The 21,294-nt window shown below is 39.1% G+C and carries 18 protein-coding genes; 17 read left to right on the plus strand and 1 reads right to left on the minus strand.

Annotated elements, in window-relative coordinates; translation table 11 throughout:
- Window positions 1-10 precede the first annotated feature (10 nt).
- The 17 genes from VIH09_RS07460 to VIH09_RS07540 all read left to right on the plus strand — a co-directional run bounded on the left by VIH09_RS07460 (window position 11) and on the right by VIH09_RS07540 (window position 20,097).
- Window positions 11-2,605, plus strand: a complete 2,595-nt coding sequence (locus VIH09_RS07460) for a calcium-translocating P-type ATPase, PMCA-type (protein ID WP_331579454.1) — start codon at window positions 11-13, stop codon at window positions 2,603-2,605.
- Window positions 2,606-2,753: 148 nt separating this feature from the next.
- Window positions 2,754-3,140: a DUF2784 family protein gene (locus VIH09_RS07465; protein ID WP_331579456.1), complete on the plus strand. Its 387-nt coding sequence runs from the start codon at window positions 2,754-2,756 to the stop codon at window positions 3,138-3,140.
- 488 nt (window positions 3,141-3,628) lie between these two features.
- Window positions 3,629-4,729 carry a site-2 protease family protein gene (locus tag VIH09_RS07470; RefSeq protein ID WP_331579458.1) on the plus strand — a complete coding sequence of 367 codons (1,101 nt, stop codon included), beginning with the start codon at window positions 3,629-3,631 and terminating at the stop codon, window positions 4,727-4,729.
- On the plus strand, window positions 4,719-5,882 hold the full coding sequence (locus VIH09_RS07475; RefSeq protein ID WP_331579460.1) for a phospholipase D-like domain-containing protein: 1,164 nt from the start codon (window positions 4,719-4,721) through the stop codon (window positions 5,880-5,882). The genes VIH09_RS07470 and VIH09_RS07475 overlap by 11 nt, the downstream gene beginning before the upstream one ends.
- 500 nt (window positions 5,883-6,382) lie before the next feature.
- On the plus strand, window positions 6,383-7,444 hold the full coding sequence (locus tag VIH09_RS07480) for a reverse transcriptase family protein (protein ID WP_331579462.1): 1,062 nt from the start codon (window positions 6,383-6,385) through the stop codon (window positions 7,442-7,444).
- Between the two features lie 138 nt (window positions 7,445-7,582).
- A complete protein-coding gene (locus VIH09_RS07485) occupies window positions 7,583-7,915 on the plus strand; it encodes a hypothetical protein (protein WP_331579464.1) in 333 nt (110 codons plus the stop codon).
- A gap of 220 nt (window positions 7,916-8,135) precedes the next feature.
- A complete protein-coding gene (locus VIH09_RS07490; RefSeq protein WP_331579466.1) occupies window positions 8,136-8,570 on the plus strand; it encodes a universal stress protein in 435 nt (144 codons plus the stop codon).
- A gap of 246 nt (window positions 8,571-8,816) precedes the next feature.
- Window positions 8,817-9,719: a J domain-containing protein gene (locus VIH09_RS07495; RefSeq protein WP_331579468.1), complete on the plus strand. Its 903-nt coding sequence runs from the start codon at window positions 8,817-8,819 to the stop codon at window positions 9,717-9,719.
- Window positions 9,716-10,009, plus strand: coding sequence for a chaperone modulator CbpM (locus VIH09_RS07500; RefSeq protein ID WP_331579470.1), 294 nt, complete (start codon window positions 9,716-9,718; stop codon window positions 10,007-10,009). The genes VIH09_RS07495 and VIH09_RS07500 overlap by 4 nt, the downstream gene beginning before the upstream one ends.
- 170 nt (window positions 10,010-10,179) lie before the next feature.
- A complete protein-coding gene (locus VIH09_RS07505; protein WP_331579472.1) occupies window positions 10,180-11,700 on the plus strand; it encodes a thymidine phosphorylase family protein in 1,521 nt (506 codons plus the stop codon).
- Window positions 11,697-12,563: a ribose-phosphate pyrophosphokinase gene (locus VIH09_RS07510; RefSeq protein WP_331579474.1), complete on the plus strand. Its 867-nt coding sequence runs from the start codon at window positions 11,697-11,699 to the stop codon at window positions 12,561-12,563. Before VIH09_RS07505 ends, VIH09_RS07510 begins: the two co-directional genes overlap by 4 nt.
- A 269-nt stretch (window positions 12,564-12,832) precedes the next feature.
- Window positions 12,833-13,624 (plus strand): MlaE family ABC transporter permease, encoded by a 792-nt coding sequence (locus VIH09_RS07515; protein WP_414656145.1) that lies wholly within the window; start codon window positions 12,833-12,835, stop codon window positions 13,622-13,624.
- A gap of 6 nt (window positions 13,625-13,630) precedes the next feature.
- Window positions 13,631-14,383 (plus strand): ABC transporter ATP-binding protein, encoded by a 753-nt coding sequence (locus tag VIH09_RS07520; RefSeq protein ID WP_331579478.1) that lies wholly within the window; start codon window positions 13,631-13,633, stop codon window positions 14,381-14,383.
- An 8-nt stretch (window positions 14,384-14,391) separates the two neighbouring features.
- Window positions 14,392-15,369 carry an MlaD family protein gene (locus tag VIH09_RS07525; protein ID WP_331579480.1) on the plus strand — a complete coding sequence of 326 codons (978 nt, stop codon included), beginning with the start codon at window positions 14,392-14,394 and terminating at the stop codon, window positions 15,367-15,369.
- A gap of 41 nt (window positions 15,370-15,410) precedes the next feature.
- Window positions 15,411-16,448, plus strand: coding sequence for a pesticidal protein Cry7Aa (locus tag VIH09_RS07530; protein WP_331579482.1), 1,038 nt, complete (start codon window positions 15,411-15,413; stop codon window positions 16,446-16,448).
- Window positions 16,449-16,460: 12 nt separating this feature from the next.
- Entirely contained in the window at window positions 16,461-18,680 is a 2,220-nt protein-coding gene (locus VIH09_RS07535; RefSeq protein WP_331579484.1) for a glycosyltransferase, read from the plus strand.
- Between the two features lie 199 nt (window positions 18,681-18,879).
- Window positions 18,880-20,097 carry a sodium:proton antiporter gene (locus VIH09_RS07540; RefSeq protein ID WP_331579486.1) on the plus strand — a complete coding sequence of 406 codons (1,218 nt, stop codon included), beginning with the start codon at window positions 18,880-18,882 and terminating at the stop codon, window positions 20,095-20,097.
- A gap of 55 nt (window positions 20,098-20,152) precedes the next feature.
- Here the strand turns inward: VIH09_RS07540 and VIH09_RS07545 are convergent, their stop codons facing one another.
- Window positions 20,153-21,277: a cysteine desulfurase family protein gene (locus VIH09_RS07545; RefSeq protein WP_331579488.1), complete on the minus strand. Its 1,125-nt coding sequence runs from the start codon at window positions 21,275-21,277 to the stop codon at window positions 20,153-20,155.
- Window positions 21,278-21,294 lie beyond the last annotated feature (17 nt).

The following is a 21,294-nucleotide window of genomic DNA, read 5'->3' on the forward strand; positions in this document are numbered from 1 at the left end:
ATTAACACAGATGAAATGGCACCTTCTACCCCTTTCTGAAATATCCAGACTGTTAGATACTAGCCCTTCGGGCATTGATAATTTAATTGCTTCGCAACGCTTAGTTGAATATGGAAAAAATCAGATCAGGGACAAAGCTAAGAAGACGGTTCTGCAAATGCTGCTTCATCAGCTGACCGATTTTATGATTCTTATCCTGATTCTGGCAGCAGTCATTTCAGGTCTCATTGGTGATTTAACAGACACTATAATCATTCTAGCCATAATTATTCTCAACGCAATTGTGGGATTTATGCAAGAGTATCGGGCAGAAAAAGCAATGGAAGCCTTAAAGAAAATGGCCGCAAACTATGCCCTCATTTTACGGGAAGGAAAAACCATGGAAATTCCTGCCGCCGATTTAGTGCCCGGAGACGTAGTTTTGCTTGAAACCGGCAATGTGGTGCCCGCTGATATACGTTTTATAGAAACCCACCAAGTAACAATAGATGAGTCGGCACTGACCGGTGAATCCCAGAATGTAGTAAAAAACATCGACACACTTCCCCCAGGAGAGTACAGCCTTGGCGATCGCACTAACATGGGCTTCAAGGGAACTTTTGTCACAAACGGTAGGGCCACCGCCTACGTTACGGCGACCGGAATGAACACCGAATTGGGTAAGATTGCCAAAATGATTCAAACCGATGAAATAGCAACCCCTTTGCAAAAGAGATTAACTGCTTTTGGAAAACGGTTATCAATTGTGATTCTCATTATTTGTACCGTGATTTTTGCACTAGGCTGGTTACGAGGAGAAGCACTCTTAAATATGGTTTTAATCTCCGTCTCATTGGCAGTAGCAGCCATTCCCGAAGCATTGCCTGCATTAGTAACAATTACACTGGCCTTTGGCGCCAAACAATTGGCTCGAAACAGTGCACTTATCCGAAAACTACCTGCCGTTGAAACCCTGGGTTCGGTAACTTATATTTGCTCGGATAAAACGGGAACACTGACGGTAAATAAAATGACTGTACAAGAAGTTTATGAGGCTCCCCTTATAGATTCAACATCAGTTTTTCCCAAAAATGAAGATTTGCTTCATATGATGGCATTGAACAATGACGTTTCGAAAAGCGAAAACGGGAAATGGCTAGGCGACTCAACTGAAGTGGCACTTGTTCAATTTGCTTTCAATAAAAATATAATAAAAACTGAACTCGAAAAAAAATTTCCAAGAATTGCCGAATTACCGTTTGACGCTACCAGAAGGTGCATGACTACTTTGCATCAAACTGAAAACGGAATAATTTCAATTACTAAAGGTGCAGTAGACCTATTATTAGATAAATTAGTAGTAAATCAAAAGCCACTTATTGATGAATTTCAATCTAAAGCCAATAATATGGCGGAGCAAGGCTATCGCGTGATCGGATATGCCATGAGAAAAATGGACGCTCTGCCTAAAACCCTGAAATTCGACGAAATAGAATCCTCATTAACCTTGATAGGTTTTGCAGGAATGATTGATCCACCAAGGGAGGAAGCGAAACAGGCAGTGTCCGAGTGTAAACAAGCGGGTATTATTCCCATAATGATTACCGGAGATCATAAGCTCACTGCAAAATCAATTGCCAAACAACTGGGAATAATCACTTCCGAAGAGGATTTAGTGTTGGACGGCGTAGAACTTGCTTCCTTATTAGACACGGAGTTTGAAAATATTGTTGAAAAAGTTCGCGTATATGCACGGGTAAATCCTGAGCAAAAATTAAAAATCATCAAAGCACTGCAGGCCAGAAACCAATTTGTTGCGATGACCGGCGATGGTGTAAACGATGCGCCAGCGCTTAAAAACGCGGATATTGGTATAGCAATGGGAATAAACGGAACCGAAGTTTCCAAAGAAGCGTCGGATATGATTTTGCTGGACGACAATTTTTCCACAATCGTTGTTGCTGTGATGTACGGGCGAAAAATATTTGACAATATTCTGAAATTTATCAAGTATATCATGACTGGAAACTCAGCCGAAATATGGGCAATATTTCTGGCCCCGTTTTTTGGATTACCAATTCCTTTGTTAGCGATACACATCCTTTGGGTAAATCTAATAACCGACGGTTTGCCCGGACTGGCACTGGCGTCAGAACCTGCAGAATCAAATATTATGAAGCGGCCTCCAAGAAATCCACAACAAAGTGTTTTTGCTGGCGGTATGGCAAAACATATTTTATGGGTTGGCTTTTTAATGGGTATATCAACACTGGGAATTCAAGCTTGGGCAATAGACAATGCAAATTCCCATTGGCAAACAATTGCTTTCACCTATATTTGCTTCAGTCAGCTAGGCCATGTAGTGGCCATTCGTTCTGAAAGGGACTCTCTTTTTAAAATCGGGCTGTTTTCAAACAAGCCGCTTATTGCTGCTTTGCTTCTTTCAGTTGCACTTCAAATGATGATAATATACGTACCTTTTCTAAATGTCATTTTCAAGACCAAGCCACTTAACCTATACGAACTGCTAATTACTCTGCTGGCATCAAGTATCGTGTTTTGGGCAGTTGAAATAGAGAAATGGATAAACAGAATGAAAAATGTCAATAACGGTAGTAACCTATAGAAAAGGGTTTTATGAATCGTTAATTGGATTATTTTTTTAATATTTAAGAGCATTTCAATCCATTTATTCGATGTAGGAAAATATTTTGAAAACCAAATTAAAAACTTCTCAAACAAAAAATAAGTAAAGAGTAAATAATCCAGTCATCATGAGCAGCCTCTTTCTTCATCTTATCGATTATTTTTTCTTTTTCTTTCACAGCATCTTTATCCTGTTTAACGTTTTTGGCTGGATTATTCCCCGCTGGAGGTTTGCCAATTTAATTACATTATCGCTTACTGCCTTTTCGTGGTTTATTTTAGGAATATGGTACGGCTTTGGCTATTGCCCGATGACCGACTGGCATTGGGAAGTAAGACGGCTTTTAGGCTATAATGACAACAGCAATTCTTATATCCATTTTCTAATTTTAAAACTTACCGGAATCAATCTGCCAGAGGATTTAGTCAACTCCTTAACGGCTATTATTTTTATTATTGCATATTCATTCAGCATCTATTTTTATATAAAGAAAAAAAGGTTGGACCCAAAGTAAAAAACGGATGCGCTTGCGGCGTCAATTAAAAAATTAAAATCTTGTGCGAATCAAATAAAGATAGGCCGTATGGAAAATTCACTGATTGTGGTGCTCAACCATTTTTGCCTCAAAATTTACCTATCAGGACAACCGCATCAGTAATAAAAATTTGACTTAATGGTTTAGAAAGTCATCCTGTGTTACTTTGTTGACTTTCCCTTTCTTTATTGGACAATAATGTTTTTTTGGTGACCGCTACATTTATCCTTGAGAAATTGTGAATGCAACAAAATCAAACTACTTTATAACCTATGCCCTTAAAATGAAGAAAACAATTTCTATCTTCACCTTTTATTTCTCTGATTCTTAAAAAAAATGTCGTATTTTTAGTGTAAATATAAGGAAACCCCAATTCCCGCAGCCAACCTACAATTTATTGATTTTTTTATCAATTGTGCATTTTTTTACAATTCCTTTAAAACTAATTGAATTAAAAAATTAAAAAAATGAAAGGATCACTCAAACTGGGAACGATAGGGGGCATCGGCATATTTGTGCATTGGACATTTACATTACTCATAGCATTTATTATTTACATCAATTATAGGACAGGCTACAATGCAATGCAAATAGCTTGGTCTGTATTGTTTATTGTCTGTGTTTTTGTAACCGTGTTTTTGCATGAACTTGGCCATTCCTTCGCTGCAAAATCATTTAATATTAAAACAAAAGACATTACCCTCCTGCCCATCGGCGGGGTATCGCGACTGGAGAGCCTTCCCGAGAAACCAAAGGAGGAATTGATAGTCACTTTGGCTGGTCCGTTGGTCAATATTGTTCTGGCCTTCATAACGGGACTATTTATTGACTTTCCGTCAACTTCCGAGGCATTGGCTCAAGAATTGTCCGCTGGTGTAAATGCCAGTAATTTTTTCCTTAATTTTTTCATCGTGAATATTTTATTGGCCGTTTTTAATTTGATTCCCGCTTTCCCCATGGATGGAGGAAGGATACTAAGAGCAATATTGTCTTTTAAATTTGAAAGACATGTGGCGACAAAAATAGCGGCACGAATAGGGCAGTTTTTGGCAATGGGATTTATACTACTAGGTTTTTTATACAACCCTTTTCTGATTTTCATTGGCGTATTTGTAATTATGGGCGCACAGATGGAAAGTAAATATGCCGACTCCAAGTATTCCCTGAAAGGCTACAGAGTAAGAGATGTGTTAATGAAACAATTTACTACCATTGATGCTGCTGAGCCTATAAAAACAGCAATTGATTTGTTGTTGGACTCCCAATCGAAGATTTTTTTGATCACGGAGAACAACGAGCCGGTAGGGACATTAAATCGAGACCAAATTATAGTGGCCCTTTCCGAAGAAGGTGAAAATTTTTTAATTCATTCGGCCATGAACAAAAGCCTGATTTATCTGGACGTGGAAACACTTTTGGAAGACGTGTTTGAATTAATTTACAAAAACAAAAGCAATTTGATGCTGGTCATGGAAAATAATGAACTGGTAGGTACATTGGATACCGAAAATCTTTTGGAATTTCTATTGATAAAAGGGGTCAAATCAAAAAAAGACTATGCCAATTAATAATTACTTTAGCGCTTCTTCCGAAAGCGTGGAATTAGTACACAGCGGAGCTGACTATTTTTCAAGATTGGAACATATTATTCAAGACGCTAAATATGAAATCCACTTGCAATTTTATATTTTCAGAAATGATTCAACAGGCAATAAAATTTTAGAAGAATTAAAAAAAGCAGCTTCACGTCGGGTAAAAATATATATTTTGCTGGATGGTTTTGGCTCCTATTCCTTTTCAAAAGAAGTGATCGTCGATCTTAAAAACCTTGGAATCAATTTCCGCCTTTTTTCGCCCTTCTTTTCCGCAAACTCTTTTTATATTGGCCGAAGATTGCACCATAAGGTGGTGGTCGCCGATGCACGTGTTATTTTAATTGGAGGGATAAACATTGCGAATAAATATCATGGGACCGCGTCAAAAAAACCCTGGCTAGATTATTCCGTGCAGGTAAATGATTTAAAAATTGCAAAAGCACTTCAGTTGCTCTGCAGAGATCTCTTTTTCAAGAAAAGATACCTGTTCAAAAAAAAATTAGAGTCCGTTTTTAATACTCAAGAAGAAACGATTGTCGGTATAATTCAAAATGATTGGTTGAAAAGGAAAAACGAAATTTACGATGCCTACATTAATTCCTTCAATAGCGCACAAAAAGAAATAATCATTGTGGGGAGCTACTTTCTTCCGGGCAGAAGAATGAATAATGCCCTTAAAAAAGCGGCGCGAAATAAGGTTAAAATAAAATTGATCCTATCTGGAGTTTCAGACATCCCACTTTCCAGAAGGGCTACCTACCATATATACTCGACCCTTCTTGAGAATAATATTGAATTGTATGAGTGGAATAAAAACGTACTTCATGGAAAAGCCGCCGTGGTTGATGATTACTGGTGCACCATTGGCTCCTTCAATCTGAATAATTTAAGCACCTACGGGAGTCTGGAAATGAATGTGGAAATTAAATCTCCCGCATTTTCAGGTGCGTACTCCACGCATCTCAAAGACGTCATAGCGCAATGCCAAAGGATAACTCCGGAATCCCTTAAAAAAAGAAACACCGTTTCTTCGGGTTTCCTAAATTGGCTATCCTATTGGACCGCAAGAGTTATACTGAACGTCGTGACCTATTTTCCCCACAAACGATTCAAAAAAATTTATTAAAGAACAGATTACACCCCCCGGTAGTACATCGTTCGCCAATGAAACTTGTTAAAAACATTTTTAATTTCATATCCATTTCCTAAATTATTTTTTGTAACTTTAATTTAGATTATCAGCAATAAATCGCTGTCAGTTAATGAATTGCGAATTTAAAATCTTTATACGGACCTTTTGTTTAAATAATTTAAGGATGGACATTTCCAAAATGAGAAAACGAAAAAAAGAAGATTGGATTTCAAAGGATTTGAAGAGTAAAATCCCAAAATTGGACAAGAAAACAATTTACATACCTCTTCAGAAAGAATTGCCTTTCTAATTCATTTTTGCCGATACTGTTAGCTAAGCTAACATTGGAGCAGTGAGTCACTGTTCTGTAATTGAATGCTTTTTCAAGCACTGGGTTTAAAAGGCCCTCCGCAGAGCTCCGAACCTTTTAAACCCGTATTCTTAACTGGAGTGAGAGACAGAAAAGTCCTCACTCCATTAACGATTGTAACCTTATGGATTTTGAACACTACGAAGATGCCTTTACAAAGGAAGCCATAAAAATGGGGTATAGTCCTCAGGATATAGAACACTGCTTGGATTACGCCGAAATACTGTTTTCTAATGATGTGCCAGTAATCTATAATTCCTCGCACCTGTCGGGACTGGTAGGATACAAAAAGGAATACCTCAAAAAAGCGGCCCTGCACACCAAATATTTTTATCGGGATTTTGAAATCCTCAAAAAAAACGGTAAAAAAAGACAAATCTCCGAGCCTCTGCCCAGTTTGAAAGAAATTCAGCAATGGATCCTAAAAAACATCCTATATAAACGTCGTGTTAGCCCTTTCGCCAAGGCCTATAGACCGAAAGTGAGCCTCATCGAAAACCTGAAATTTCATAAAAACCAACCAAAAGTATTTACCTTGGATCTGGAAAATTTTTTCCCGTCCATTAGCTTTGAAAGTGTCGAAAAAATATTTGTCGATCTGGGCTACACCAAAGCCCTGTCCGATTTGCTGGCCAAATTATGCACTCGAGATGGCTCTTTGCCGCAAGGAGCGCCCAGCAGTCCCCATCTTTCGAACCTGATTTTTGAAGATGCAGACACTTCAATTTCGGAATATTGCATTCAACGAAAAATAAGATATACCCGGTATGCGGATGACCTCAGTTTTTCTGGGGATTTTGATGAAAGCGAAATGCTTGATAAGGCTACCGAAATAGTCCAAAAACTTGAGCTGAAAATCAATACAAGCAAAACCAAATTAATGACGCCAGACAGAAGACAGACCGTTACCGGCATCGTTGTCAACGAAAAACCCCAAGTCGTATTCCATAAACGTAACGAACTGCGACAAGCAATGTACTACATCAAGAAATTTGGCATTGACGAGCATCGCGAGTACAAAGAAATCAATCAAGCCAATTTCCTGGAACATTTATTGGGGAAAATAAATTTTGTGGTTCAGATTAACCCAAAAGATGAAGAATTCATAGCATACAAGTCCTATCTTATTGACCTGAAAAAGAAACGGGACTCAAAAATCAACAGAACCGAACAATTGTGGATCTAAAAACACAATTTTTCCTCTAATGAAATTAGGCATTAATATCTCCCCTCTAGGCGTTTTTATTTTCAAATACTTCGAATACCAAGGCGCTGATTTGATTTTATTTGTCAAAATCGACAATGCACAAAAAATATCCCAAAAATGAAAAATAAACTGACGCTTATTAAGATCATACATACTTTGATCTGGCTGTTTTTCAATTTTGTTATTTTTTATATGTTGTATGCGGTTATTGCAGATAAACTGGATAACTGGCTTTGGATTGGATATGCATTGATCATTTTGGAAGGTATCGTCCTATTACTATTTAAATTCTATTGCCCACTAACCATTATAGCTCGCAAATATTCCGATTCTACAAAAGATAATTTTGACATTTACCTTCCCAATTGGCTTGCTAGGCACAATAAATCGATCTATTCCGCGATTATGATCGTCATTCTTGTAATCACGATCTACCGACTTCTCGATTAAGTGATTCATTTTGCATCGGAAATAATTACATGTGCCGCCCCCCCATAAAAAACCAAGCGATCGGCTTTTTATTCGTGACGTAAAACTCTGAAATAAAACACTTTATTATATTTAATCCGTCAAAAAATGATTAAATTTGATAGTGTATTTGTACAAAATGGGCTAGCCCCCAACCTCTAAAAACATCATGTTCCAGCAATTATAAAACAATCTAGACGGCATGGATAAAATAAAAAAAATATTGATCGCGATTGATAACGATCCCGCTGCCGAAAAAATAGCATTGCACGGTTTGCAGCTTGCACTCCAATTAAAGGCCGAGATAGCGCTTCTGAGCGTCATTGATTCAACAATGCTTGAAACACAAGGTGCCGTTACACCGCAGGAATTTTCGGAAATCATTAAAAATGATTACAAAAAGCTTCAGCAAATGCTCATTGACACCGTATTTAAGGGCCATGAAGTTTGGACTTTTCTGGAAGAAGGAAAGCCACACGAAGTGATTTTTAATGTTGCACAAGAATGGGACGCTGATGTAATCGTTTTGGGTACCCACGGTAGAATCGGAATATCCCATTTGATTATGGGTAGTGTTGCAGAAAAGGTAATACGACATTCCAAAAAACCCGTGCTCATAATACCCACCAGACTATGATAGAAAAATTTCTTCCTCGCAGAATTCATTGCAAAACAACCAGAGGACAATGATACAAACCGTCCGCCGGACAAATTAAAGACAGCAATCGATTAATATGATTGTAAGCAACATTTACAAAAAACTTGCCTCTTTTTTTCATCAGATAATCTGAGGAAAAATAAAATGGGACAACATAAGCGTGAAAAGCAATAGCCAACAAAAGGCCTAATTTCATACAATAACAAACTTATAAAAAATAGCTAAATGGCATTTATAGACTATTACAAAGTTCTTGGGGTAGACAAAAAAGCTACGGAAGCCGAAATAAAAAAGGCATACCGTAAAATGGCCCGTAAATACCATCCTGATTTGAACCCGAACAATAAGGAGTCCGAAAGAAAATTTAAGGAAATAAACGAAGCCAATGAGGTATTGAGCAATGCCGAAAACCGTAAAAAGTATGATGAGTACGGCGAGAATTGGCAGCATGCGGAAGAGTTTGAGAAATCAAAAAGGCAACAACAGCAATATCAAGGAAGCGGTCAACAAGGGGGATTTGCAGGCTTTGGAGGCGGTGGCGATTACTCCGACTTCTTTGAATCTATGTTTGGAGGCCGCTCTGCCCGAGGTGGCGGCCGCCGCAGCAGCCAGTTTAAGGGGCAGGACTTTAATGCTGAATTGCACCTCGACCTAAAGGACGTTTATACCACCCACAAACGTACTTTAACCATTAACGGAAAAAACATTCGCCTTACCATTCCCGCTGGTGTAGAAAATGGGCAAGTAATAAAAATAACCGGACATGGTGCGGAAGGATCCGGCGGTGGCCCAAAGGGAGATTTGTACATCACATTCACCATAGAAAACCACACTAATTTCAAACGGGACAAAAATAACCTGTACGCGACCGTTCCTTTGGATTTCTATACTGCCATACTAGGGGGCGAAATTACCGTCGATACCTTTGATGGAAAAGTAAAACTAAAAGTGGCCCCGGGAACCCAAAATGATACAAAAGTAAAACTGAAAGGAAAAGGATTTCCTGTCTATAAAAACGAAGGCCAATTTGGTGACCTGTACATCACTTATCAGATACAAATTCCAACGGACCTTTCTGAAAAAGAGAAGGAACTATTCATCGAACTTTCTAAGTTAAGGACCTTATGAGCACAGAAAACTTCATCCCTCTAGAAACCTTATGTTCCCATTATAACGTTGACCTCTCCTTTTTCGCCAATTTAAATGAAATTGGTTTGATTGAGATCCAAACGGTGGAGCAAATGCAATATGTTCATCAGGATTCGATTTATGAAATTGAGAAAATGATTCGAATGCACCAAGAATTGGAAGTCAATCTTGAAGGCATAGATGTTGTTTTCAATTTGCTGCAAAAAATAGACACCCTAAAAAAGGAATTGACAGCAGTTAGAAACCGACTCCGCTTGTATGAGAATTGAGAAACAATCACATTAGTCTGCCTTTATTTTTACTAGCCCTATACCTAATTAAAGGCCTTTGTTGCGACTGACTTTTAATCTATTTATCGAATTCGCTATCCGCTTATTGAGGAGCACTTTTTGTCATTCAAAACTGCCCTTTTTTATTTAAATTTTAAAACTCATTCAAAATGACCGGAACGGAAACCAAATTCAACACCTTAAAACTGGTTCACCTTGGCATCGATACCCAAAAAGAACATGTTGTATTCATGCGCAAGGACTGCCACATATGCAAATCTGAAGGTTTTGAGGCGCTTAACAGGGTATTGATAACGGTAAAAGGTAAATCTTTAATAGCTACTTTGTATATTATTACCGATGGCATTCTGAAAGCAGGGAAAGCCGGATTATCTGAAAGTGCTTGGCAAGATTTAAATGCAAAAGATGGTGATCTAGTCAGCTTTTCGCATGTCCAGCCTGTCATTTCTATGCGAAGCATTCGTGCGAAAATGTATGGAAAAGAATTAAATTACGAGGCCCTTCAAAACATTATTGATGATATTGTGAAGGGGCAGTATTCCAATATTGAAATTGCCGCTTTCATCACCGCTTGCGCGGGAGACAATCTCAACATACATGAAATCATCGGGCTTACACAGGCCATGGTAAACTCCGGACAGAAACTCAGCTGGAATAATACAATTGTGGTAGATAAACATTCTGTGGGCGGGCTTCCCGGTAATCGCACAACGCCAATCGTCGTCGCTATCATAGCCCAGTTCGGTCTCACCATTCCTAAAACCTCATCCCGCGCCATTACTTCCCCCGCAGGAACGGCAGACACTCTGGAAACAATGACCGGAGTCAACCTTTCTATCAAGCAAATCCGAAAAGTGGTTGAAAAGGAAAACGGTTGCTTTGTATGGGGCGGATCGATTAAATTGAGTCCGGCAGATGACATTTTAATCCGCGTGGAACGAGCCCTTGACGTAGATGGCGAAGGGCAGATGATTGCATCTGTACTGTCCAAAAAAGCTGCAGCAGGTTCTACCCATGTTGTTATTGATATTCCGATTGGAAAAACCGCCAAGGTGAGAACGGAAGAAGACGCAGAAAAATTGAGATATTATTTTCATGTAGTCGGGAAAGCGATTGGAATAGAAGTAAAAGTACTTTTCACAGACGGTTCGCAACCCATAGGCAGGGGAATTGGCCCCTCATTGGAAGCGATGGATGTGCTGAGCGTATTGCGAAATGAGAAAAATGCACCGCAAGATTTGAGAAAGAAAGCCTTATATATAGCGGGTAGCATTATTGATTTGGTAAATAACCATCCACAGGAAAACGGATTGGATACGGCCGAAAAAATCCTTTCCTCAGGCAAAGCGTACGAAAAATTCATGGGCATCTGTAAAGCCCAGGGCGGATTCAAAGAACCTGAATTTGCACCTTATAAGATTGACATTCATGCGGAAAAATCAGGAATCGTAACTGAAATTGACAACAGAAAACTTGCTAAAATAGCTAAGCTTGCAGGGGCTCCGCATGATCCTAAAGCTGGGGTATTGCTTCTGACACCTCTAAATACGATAGTAAAAAAAGAAGATGTACTTTTTTGCATCTATGCCGAAACGGAAGGGGAATTGAATTATGCAATAGAGTATATGAAAACGGAAACGGATATTATTTTATTAGAGTCAATATCATGAAAAAAATTTTTTTTGCAATGCCCGGAAATGAAGAGCTTACCGACGCACTTGCACAAAAGGAAAGCGCTGAAAAAGGCATGCTTGAAATGCGAAAGTTTCCCGATGGGGAAACCTACCTTAGGATACTGTCAAGTGTAAAGAATAAAAAAGCGATTCTGGTTTGCACACTTCATCAACCCGACAGTAAATTGCTGGCCGTCTATTTTTTGGCCAAAACAGCGAAAGAATTGGGTGCGAAGAGCATTTGCCTAATTGCTCCTTACCTTTCTTATATGCGTCAAGACACCGTTTTTAATCCAGGGGAAAGCCTCACTTCTACGTATTTTGCGATGCTAATATCGGGCTTCGCAGATTCTTTAATCACGATTGATCCCCACTTGCACCGGAGAAAATCGCTATCCGAAATTTACAGCATACCTACAAAAGTCGCACATGCGGCAAATCATATATCGGCATGGATAAAATACAATATTGCTAACCCCCTATTAATTGGCCCGGATGCCGAAAGCGAACAATGGGTATCCGAAGTAGCAAATAATGCCAATGCTCCCTATATAATTTTAACAAAAATACGTCATGGCGATCGCGCAGTGGAAGTTTCCATTCCTCATTTTGACCGCTACAAAGACCACATTCCCGTTTTGGTCGATGACATTATTTCCACGGGCAGAACCATGATTGAGACTATTGCCCATCTGAAAACCGCGGGGATGAATCCTCCGATTTGTATCGGCGTTCATGCCGTTTTTGCATCAAATGCTTTCCAGGAAATTAAGGATGCAGGCGCCGCGAAAATCATTACCTGCAATACCATTCCCCACGAAAGCAACCGGATTGATATCAGCGATTTGCTGATTGACTAAAAAAATAGAGTTTCAATTTGGCTTCTGGGCCATCCTATCCGACCTGCTATCTTTTGATCCCCTCAGTTTTTTCGTTAATAAAAAACGCTTTACATTTTCCCGATGGCATCTTTTATAAGAATTTATGTATCAAATGTTTTGCCGTCCCTTCCTTATCTCCCTTTTATCGACAAAACCATCAAAAAAGCAGACTAACAACAACTGAAATATCTGATAATCAGCATAATAGTACGTATATTTGAGTAGCGCTTCATTGTTGAAATTAATTCATGATGCCTATGAATGCTGTTTTTAAAATAATCGGAATTATCAAATCTTTTTTACTTGAAATCGGTGAGCTTTCCTTTTTCGCCGGGCGTTTTTTTAGAGAGTCATTTAGGCGTCCGATGGAGTTTAAGGAGTTTCTCCGTCAATGCTACAATATGGGGAATCGTTCCCTGCTCCTTGTTGCGGTTACAGGATTTATCATCGGATTGGTTTTTACGCTGCAATCGCGCCCCACCCTGCAGGAATTTGGAGCGGTTTCTTGGATGCCATCGATGGTGAGCATTTCAATTATAAGGGAGATTGGCCCCATTATTACGGCACTTATTTGTGCTGGCCGGATTGGCTCCGGAATTGGCGCCGAGTTAGGTTCTATGCGAGTTACGGAACAAATTGACGCTATGGAAGTATCCGGGACCAATCCATTCAAATATCTGGTTGTTACCCGAATCATGGCAACGACATTCATGCTTCCCATATTGGTTTTTTTTGGCGACGCGATATCCCTTTTCGGCTCTTATCTCGTAGAAAACGTAAAAGGTCATGTGTCTTTTTTATTGTACTTCAACCAGGTTTTTAATGCCTTGGAGTTTGGTGATTTGATTCCAGCTACAATCAAGACGTTCTTTTTTGGGTTTGCCATTGGCTTAGTGGGCTGTTTCAAGGGCTATTATTGCAAAAAAGGCACGGCGGGTGTTGGCCTTGCCGCTAACTCGGCGGTCGTGTTTACCTCTATGCTCCTATTCATTATTGACTTTATAGCCGTTTTCGTGACCGATATTTTTTATGATTTATAACTGATTATGACTGCAACCGTACCAAATAGCAAACCCATTATAGAAATCAAGGACTTGAGAAAAAGTTATGGTGACAATCACGTGCTTAATGGTTTTAACATGGTGCTGTACGAAGGGGAAAATTTGGTGATCATGGGCAAATCGGGCTCCGGAAAATCAGTTATGATTAAATGCCTCGTTGGACTGGAAAGACCCGACAGCGGCAGCATTATGGTCATGGGTAAAAATATTTCCGAGCTCAATCGATCTTCGTTAGACGAGCTCCGAACAGAAATTGGCTTCCTTTTTCAAGGAAGCGCACTTTATGATTCAATGACGGTTCGGGAAAACTTGGAATTTCCGTTGCGACGCCATACCAAGAAATTCGGAGTCTTGAAAGACACGACAGCACTCGTAATGGAAGCTTTGGAGAGCGTAGGTTTAGTACATGCCATAAACTTGATGCCTGCAGAACTTTCAGGCGGAATGAAACGCAGGATTGCCCTAGCCAGAACCTTAATCCTACAACCAAAAGTTATTCTTTATGATGAACCAACAACGGGACTGGATCCAATAACGGCAAAGGAAATATTGATCCTGATGAAATCAATCCAACAAAAATACAACACCTCATCTCTTATTATTACGCATGATGTCGATTGTGCCAGAGTAATTTCGAATAGAATGATTTTGCTCGTCGACGGCATCAACTATGCGGAAGGCACTTTTGCTGAACTATCGACCTCGACAGATCCTAAGGTTCAAGCTTTCTTTAAATAATTGCAATCATGGAAAAAACGACATCGCAAAAAATAAGTCTCGGTCTCTTTGTTATAATTGGACTATTAATTTTTGTTTTAGCCACATATTTCATTGGCGATAAACAAAAAATGTTTGGAAAAACAAATCATCTTAAAGCCGTCTTCAATAATGTAAATGGTTTGCAATTAGGCAACAATGTACGTTATTCCGGTGTAAATGTTGGAACGGTAAGAAATATCGAAATGATTGGTGACACCAGTATTCAAGTGGATATGATTATCGACAAAAACATATTTAAACACATCAACAAAGACGCCATTGCCACCATAAGTTCCGACGGACTTGTGGGAAACATGATCATAAACATCATACCGGGAAAAGGAACTGCACCTCCTGTAGAACCAGGAGATAAAATCACCTCCTTGAATCGCATCCGTACCGATGACATTTTAAATACACTTGGAAAAACAAACAAAAATGCGGCGAAACTTACCGAAAATTTGCTTAGAATCACAGATGACATCGACAAAGGCGAAGGGACGGTGGGCCTATTAGTCAAAGATATGGATATGGCACGGGACCTAAAAATAACCATGCGCCATTTGAAAACCTCGAGTGAAAAAACCTCCGAATCGATATCTAATCTGAATAGACTTATTTCAGCTTTAAACAATAAAGATAATGTTATCGGTATTCTAAGAGATACGGCTGTAGCCAATAACATCAGAACCATAGTTAACAACCTGGACGACTCAAGTGTCGAGATAAATAAAGCTATTACCAATGTCAATAAAACCATATTGAACATAAAAGACGGCAAAGGGGCGCTGAATTACCTTTCCAACGACCCCGGATTGGTGCAAAAAATTGATTCTACGATGATAAATGTGAATCAAGCGAGCATACGGCTGAATGAGAATTTAGAAGCCTTAAAACACAATTTCCTGTTTCGAGGATATTTCCGAAAATTGGAAAGGGAAAAATCACGCGAGCAGAAGAAATAGGGCACAGAAAGAAGACAGATCAAAAAGCAAAATATCAAATTATGGTTACTATAGAAAAACTTGGTATTTTACTGAGTCCCACCAATTTCGAATTTGAAAATAACGGAGTTTTAAATCCTGCAGTTTATCAGGATGGAAACGCGCTCCACATACTGTACCGGGCAGTCCAGACCGGAAATTTCTCCACCGTGGGCTACGCCAGAACGGATGGCCCTACGAGAATTGTGGAGCGAATGGAAAAACCGTTGATTATGAGAGATTTTGATTATGAGAAACAGGGAGTTGAAGATCCGCGAATTGTAAAGATCGAGGATTCCTTTTACATAACCTATACTGCTTTTGACGGTATAAATGCCATGGGGGCGCTTGCCACGTCTAAAGATTTAATCCTTTTTGAAAAACACGGAATCATTACACCCCAAGTTAACTATGAGGAATATGAAAGTCACGTTAAATGTAGTGATGAAACTAAATTAAACCCCAAATACCATCAATATTACAATCTATTTGCCCAAATAGGAGTATTAGGAGACGAGACTCGATTGTTAAGGGATAAAGATGTGGTGTTATTCCCCAGAAAAATAAATGGCCAATTTGTCCTGCTGCACAGAATCTGGCCAGGAATCCAAATTGTGAAATTTGACGACTGGAAACAATTGACTCTTGACTTTTGGAAGGATTATCTACAGAATTTAACCGACCACATTATCTTGGATCCGAAAGATCCATACGAAATGAATTATATCGGCGCCGGAGTACCGCCGATCGAAACGCCCGATGGATGGCTATTAATTTATCATGGCGTTCATGAAACAACGACGGGAAAAATTTACCACGCAAAAGCCGCCTTATTGCATTTGGATAAACCTGAAATGGAAATTTCCAGATTGCCCTATCCACTTTTTTCCCCCACTAAACAATGGGAAAAAGAAGGCGTGGTAAACAACATCGTTTTTCCCACAGGTTATGCACAATTTGGAAACGACCTCTATATATACTATGGTGCCGCTGACACGCATATTGCAGTAGCAAAAATGGACATTAACGAATTGCTTCTTGAATTAAGAAAACAACCTTAAAAAATCACTGAAATGAAATTTGAAAAAGGAATAAAAATGCTGGTTGTAAGCTCCTATCCCCCGCGAGAATGTGGATTAGCGACTTTTTCAAGTGACATAGTTAATGCGATAAAAACTGTATTTGGCGACACATTACCCATCGAAATATGCGCTTTGCAAAACGAAAAAAACCAATGCAATTACGGTCAGGAGGTCACCTATACTTTAAATTCTTCCAAATTGGAGGAGTACCAAATTATAGCCGAAAAAATAAACGAACGAAAAGACATCGGTCTGGTTTGCATCCAGCATGAATTTGGCCTTTTTGGTGGTGAATATGGCGATTATGTCCTGGCCTTTATATTGGCTTTAAACAAACCAATCGCCACTATTTTTCATACCGTATTACCCAAACCGGACCAAAAGAGAAAAAAAATAGTTCATGCGATAACCGATTTGTCCGACAGAATAATAGTGCTTACCAAAAAATCGCAAGATATTTTGATTAGCGATTACGGTTGTTCCATGACTAAAACCCTAATAATCCCCCATGGTAACCACAGCGTCCTATGGGAGCAAAAAGAAAAGTTAAAAATCAAGTATGGTTATACGGACAAAATTGTACTGTCCACTTTTGGGCTCATCAGCGAAAATAAGAATATTGAAACGACACTGCTCGCCCTGACAGAAATCGTTACGAAGCATCCCAAGATTGTTTATTTCATAATCGGCAAAACCCATCCCGAAATCATCCTACATGAAGGGGAAAAATATCGCAATTTGCTCATTGGCCTTGTAGATGAATTAAAATTGGAAAACAATGTTGTGTTCATCAATGAATATCTCGAATTGAAAGAACTGCTGGAATACTTAACATTATCGGATATTTACCTGTTTTCCTCCAAGGATCCTAATCAAGCGGTGAGCGGTACTTTTGCGTATGCCATGAGTTGCGGCTGCGCCGTTATTTCCACACCAATACCCCATGCCATTGAAGCTCTTGAACGCAATGCCGGAATTCTATTGACCGCATTTGACAAGCCTGAAGAATTCCGACAAGCAATCCTGCGGCTTATTGAAGATAAAGAGGAGCGAATTGCGATGGGAAAAAATGCCTTTTCGCTATCACATGGTCCAACATGGGAAAATATTGCCATTAAATATGGATCAATGTTCGGTGCTTTAACAAATAGAGAAGAAGATTTGAGGTTCAATTTGCCGCCGATAAAAATGGATCACATCAAAAAACTGACAACAGACCTTGGCATACTCCAGTTTTCAAAATTTTCAGAACCAGATCCGGAATCCGGATATACGCTTGACGACAATGCAAGGGCGCTGATTGATATGGTCATGTACCATAAACTTTTCCCGGATGATGACACCTTGATAATGGCAAACATTTATCTGAAATATATTGAGGATATCCAAAGGGAAAGCGGTTGGTTTGATAACTACAAGGACTCCGAAAATCAATTGACAAAGCAGAATGGCGAGGTCAATTTGGAGGATGCCAATGGAAGGGCATTGTGGAGTTTGGGAACTGTAGTGGCCCATAAGGACACACTGCCAATTGAAATTGTGCTTAGGGCAAAAAAATGCTGGGATAGGGCAATTGTGAGACTTGATGACATCAGCTCTCCGCGGGCTATGGCCTATGCCATAAAAGGCTTATATAATTATTATTCAACCTATAAAGAAGAAGCGATTGAGAAGCATATTGAAAAACTGGCCGATGAATTACTGCGCCATTATCACATCAACTCGGAAGTAAATTGGTGCTGGTATGAAGATTACATGACCTATGCCAATAATGTGTTGCCCGAGGCCATGATGTATAGCTATCTGGTTACCGGCAAAATGAAATATAAAAAAATCGCCTTAACCACCTTTGATTTTTTATTGTCCCATTATTTTATGAAAGGCCAATTAAAAGTGGTTTCAAACAGAAGCTGGTTTAAAAAAGAGAATGAAAGGACGTTTTATGGGGAACAACCCATTGAGGTGGCCACAACAATTATCGCCTTAGATTTGTTTAATGAGGTAACCCGAAACAGAAAATACAAAGATCAGCTGAAACTGGCTTTTATTTGGTTTTTGGGCAATAACCATCTTCAGCAAATTATGTATAATCCTGAAAATGGAGCGTCTTACGACGGACTGGAGGACAAGTGCATTAACATCAATCAGGGTGCTGAATCTGCATTGTGTTATTTTAAAGCCCGTTTGATAATGGAGAAATATTTAGATTAATTATCAAATCGGTAATCCAATAATAAAACAAACAGTGCAATTATAGTTAGAAAGATGAAATTAACAAATGGAAACTAATTTTTGATATTTAAACTAATTTTTATGTTTTGACAATCAAATGTACTATATTTCCGCATGGCTGCTTCCATCACTGTTGCCGGTCATCCAATAAAACATAAAAAAAAAAATAAAATTTTCTATGACAATAATAATTGCACTTTGTCTCTTGTTGCTGGTTGCTTATTTATTTGACCTTACGGCAGCGAGGACTAAAATACCGTCGGTGATATTACTACTGCTATTAGGTTGGGTCGTTAGGGAAGCTACGTTCTTATTTAGTATAGACATTCCCGACCTTTCATCCACATTACCGATACTAGGCACAATTGGACTTATTCTTATCGTATTGGAAGGCTCGTTGGAACTTGAACTTAACAAGTCTAAAATTGGTCTCATAAAAAAATCCTCTTTGGGCGCATTTCTCCCATTGATAGTCTTGGCCTTTTCTCTAGCTTATTTATTGCATTATTACGGCGGTTATTCCTACAAAGACAGCCTGATGAATGCCATTCCTTTTTGTGTAATAAGCAGCGCCATTGCCATCCCAAGTGTAAGAAACCTATCTTCAAGTCAAAAAGAATTTATTATCTACGAAAGTAGCTTGTCAGATATTTTTGGTGTAATATTCTTTAACTTTATCGTCTATAATAACAGTTTTGGTATAGACACTTTCGGATATTTCTGTTTAGAGATTTTAATTATTGTCGCGATTTCATTTGTCGCCACCATTTTGCTTTCTTTTCTTCTGAAGAAAATTGACCATCATATCAAATTTGTGCCGATCATCTTACTTATAATTCTGATTTATGAAGTCTCAAAAATATTCCATTTGCCCGCGCTGATTTTCATCTTGGTGTTTGGATTATCGATCGGTAATTTGGATGAACTGAAGAATTTAAAATGGATCCAAAATTTTCGCCTCGATTTGCTATTATTAAATAAGGAAGTATCCAAGTTTAAAGAACTTATAGTTGAAGCCACTTTTCTAGTTAGAGCGCTATTCTTTCTTCTATTTGGATATTTGATAAAGACCTCTGAAATCATCAATGTAGACACATTGGTGTGGTCGGTTGGTATAGTGCTGGGCATTTTTGTATTGCGGATAATTCAACTTAAAATCTCCAAAATACCCCTTTTCCCATTGCTGTTCGTGGCGCCAAGGGGACTTATAACGATCTTGCTTTTTCTTTCGATTGCACCAAAGAACCAGATATTATTGATCAATAAATCCGTAATTATTCAAGTTATCTTATTAAGTGCCTTCATCATGATGCTAGGCCTTATGATCACTGCCAAAACGAGGGAATCAATTATACTGAAAAGACGAAAAGCAAAAGAGGAAAGCATTCTGGACTAAAATCGTTGCTTTACGGCCTGAAAACAGAAAAACCGCTTTAAAGCGGTTTTTGTTTTCAGATGCCCTTCAATGCATCTACAAGTAAATCCACGTCTTCTTTGCTGTTATGATGGCTGAACGAGATGCGCAGACTTGGTTTTTTCAAATCGGCATCGGAGAGCATTTCCGCCAACACATGTGATGCCTTTATGCTTCCGCTCTGGCAGGCGCTCCCTCGGGAAACCGCAATCCCTTTCATATCAAGATGAAATAAAATCATCGCTGTCTTATCTTCAGAGAATGGCAACAACACATTCAGCATATTGTAAAAGCCATCGGGGCTACCGTTTATCGAAAATTCAGGGAATTCAATCTCAAGTTGGGATATCAAATATTTTTTCAATTCAGAAATATGAGTCCTTTCCGTTTCTAAATTGGCATACGAGAGCTCCAGTGCTTTTGCCATTCCGGCAATTTGGTGGACCGCTTCGGTGCCTGGACGCAATCCTTTTTCCTGCTCGCCACCGTAAAAAAGAGGCTGCAAACCTGAATTTTTTCTTATAAAAGCAAACCCGACACCCTTAGGTCCGTGAAATTTGTGGGCGCTGGCTACTAGAAAGTCAATGGGAAACGCTTGCAGGTCGAGTTCTGTTTTTCCAACCGATTGTACCGTATCAGAGTGAAACAAGGCACTATTTTCTTCACAAATCACCCCTATCCGCTTCAAATCCAAAACATTTCCCGTTTCATTGTTCACATGCATCAGACTCACTAAAGTTTTATTGCCCTGTGATAACAACTCCACCAAATCCGTGATGTCGATTTCACCGTTCGCCTTGACAGCGACATAATCCACCTGGACATCAAATTCTCTTTGCAGTGCCTGAACCGTGTATAAAACGGCATGATGCTCTATTTTACTGGTGATGATTCTTTTTACCTTCAAATCCACAACAGCCGAGCGAAGGATCCAATTGTTGGCTTCCGTTCCGCAGGAAGTGAAAATAATTTCCTGGGCCGGAACATTGAGTTGTCTGGCGATTGATTTCCTGGAAAGTTCCAAAACACTTTTGGCATTACGCCCAAAACTGTGCGTTGAGGAAGGATTGCCATAATCTTGCGCCATTACTTTTGTCATCTCTTGAATGACTTCGGCACGAATGGCTGTCGTTGACGCGTTATCTAGATATACTTTTTTCATTACTGCAAAGTTATGAA

The sequence above is a fragment of the Flavobacterium sp. genome (assembly GCF_036515215.1).
Classification (GTDB): Bacteria; Bacteroidota; Bacteroidia; order Flavobacteriales; family Flavobacteriaceae; genus Flavobacterium.

Coding starts and splice junctions, on each gene's coding strand:
- VIH09_RS07460 (WP_331579454.1), top strand. CDS start 11: ATGAAATGGCACCTTCTACCCCTTTCTGAAATATCCAGACTGTTAGAT.
- VIH09_RS07465 (WP_331579456.1), top strand. CDS start 2,754: ATGAGCAGCCTCTTTCTTCATCTTATCGATTATTTTTTCTTTTTCTTT.
- VIH09_RS07470 (WP_331579458.1), top strand. CDS start 3,629: ATGAAAGGATCACTCAAACTGGGAACGATAGGGGGCATCGGCATATTT.
- VIH09_RS07475 (WP_331579460.1), top strand. CDS start 4,719: ATGCCAATTAATAATTACTTTAGCGCTTCTTCCGAAAGCGTGGAATTA.
- VIH09_RS07480 (WP_331579462.1), top strand. CDS start 6,383: ATGGATTTTGAACACTACGAAGATGCCTTTACAAAGGAAGCCATAAAA.
- VIH09_RS07485 (WP_331579464.1), top strand. CDS start 7,583: ATGAAAAATAAACTGACGCTTATTAAGATCATACATACTTTGATCTGG.
- VIH09_RS07490 (WP_331579466.1), top strand. CDS start 8,136: ATGGATAAAATAAAAAAAATATTGATCGCGATTGATAACGATCCCGCT.
- VIH09_RS07495 (WP_331579468.1), top strand. CDS start 8,817: ATGGCATTTATAGACTATTACAAAGTTCTTGGGGTAGACAAAAAAGCT.
- VIH09_RS07500 (WP_331579470.1), top strand. CDS start 9,716: ATGAGCACAGAAAACTTCATCCCTCTAGAAACCTTATGTTCCCATTAT.
- VIH09_RS07505 (WP_331579472.1), top strand. CDS start 10,180: ATGACCGGAACGGAAACCAAATTCAACACCTTAAAACTGGTTCACCTT.
- VIH09_RS07510 (WP_331579474.1), top strand. CDS start 11,697: ATGAAAAAAATTTTTTTTGCAATGCCCGGAAATGAAGAGCTTACCGAC.
- VIH09_RS07515 (WP_414656145.1), top strand. CDS start 12,833: ATGATGCCTATGAATGCTGTTTTTAAAATAATCGGAATTATCAAATCT.
- VIH09_RS07520 (WP_331579478.1), top strand. CDS start 13,631: ATGACTGCAACCGTACCAAATAGCAAACCCATTATAGAAATCAAGGAC.
- VIH09_RS07525 (WP_331579480.1), top strand. CDS start 14,392: ATGGAAAAAACGACATCGCAAAAAATAAGTCTCGGTCTCTTTGTTATA.
- VIH09_RS07530 (WP_331579482.1), top strand. CDS start 15,411: ATGGTTACTATAGAAAAACTTGGTATTTTACTGAGTCCCACCAATTTC.
- VIH09_RS07535 (WP_331579484.1), top strand. CDS start 16,461: ATGAAATTTGAAAAAGGAATAAAAATGCTGGTTGTAAGCTCCTATCCC.
- VIH09_RS07540 (WP_331579486.1), top strand. CDS start 18,880: ATGACAATAATAATTGCACTTTGTCTCTTGTTGCTGGTTGCTTATTTA.
- VIH09_RS07545 (WP_331579488.1), bottom strand. CDS start 21,277: ATGAAAAAAGTATATCTAGATAACGCGTCAACGACAGCCATTCGTGCC.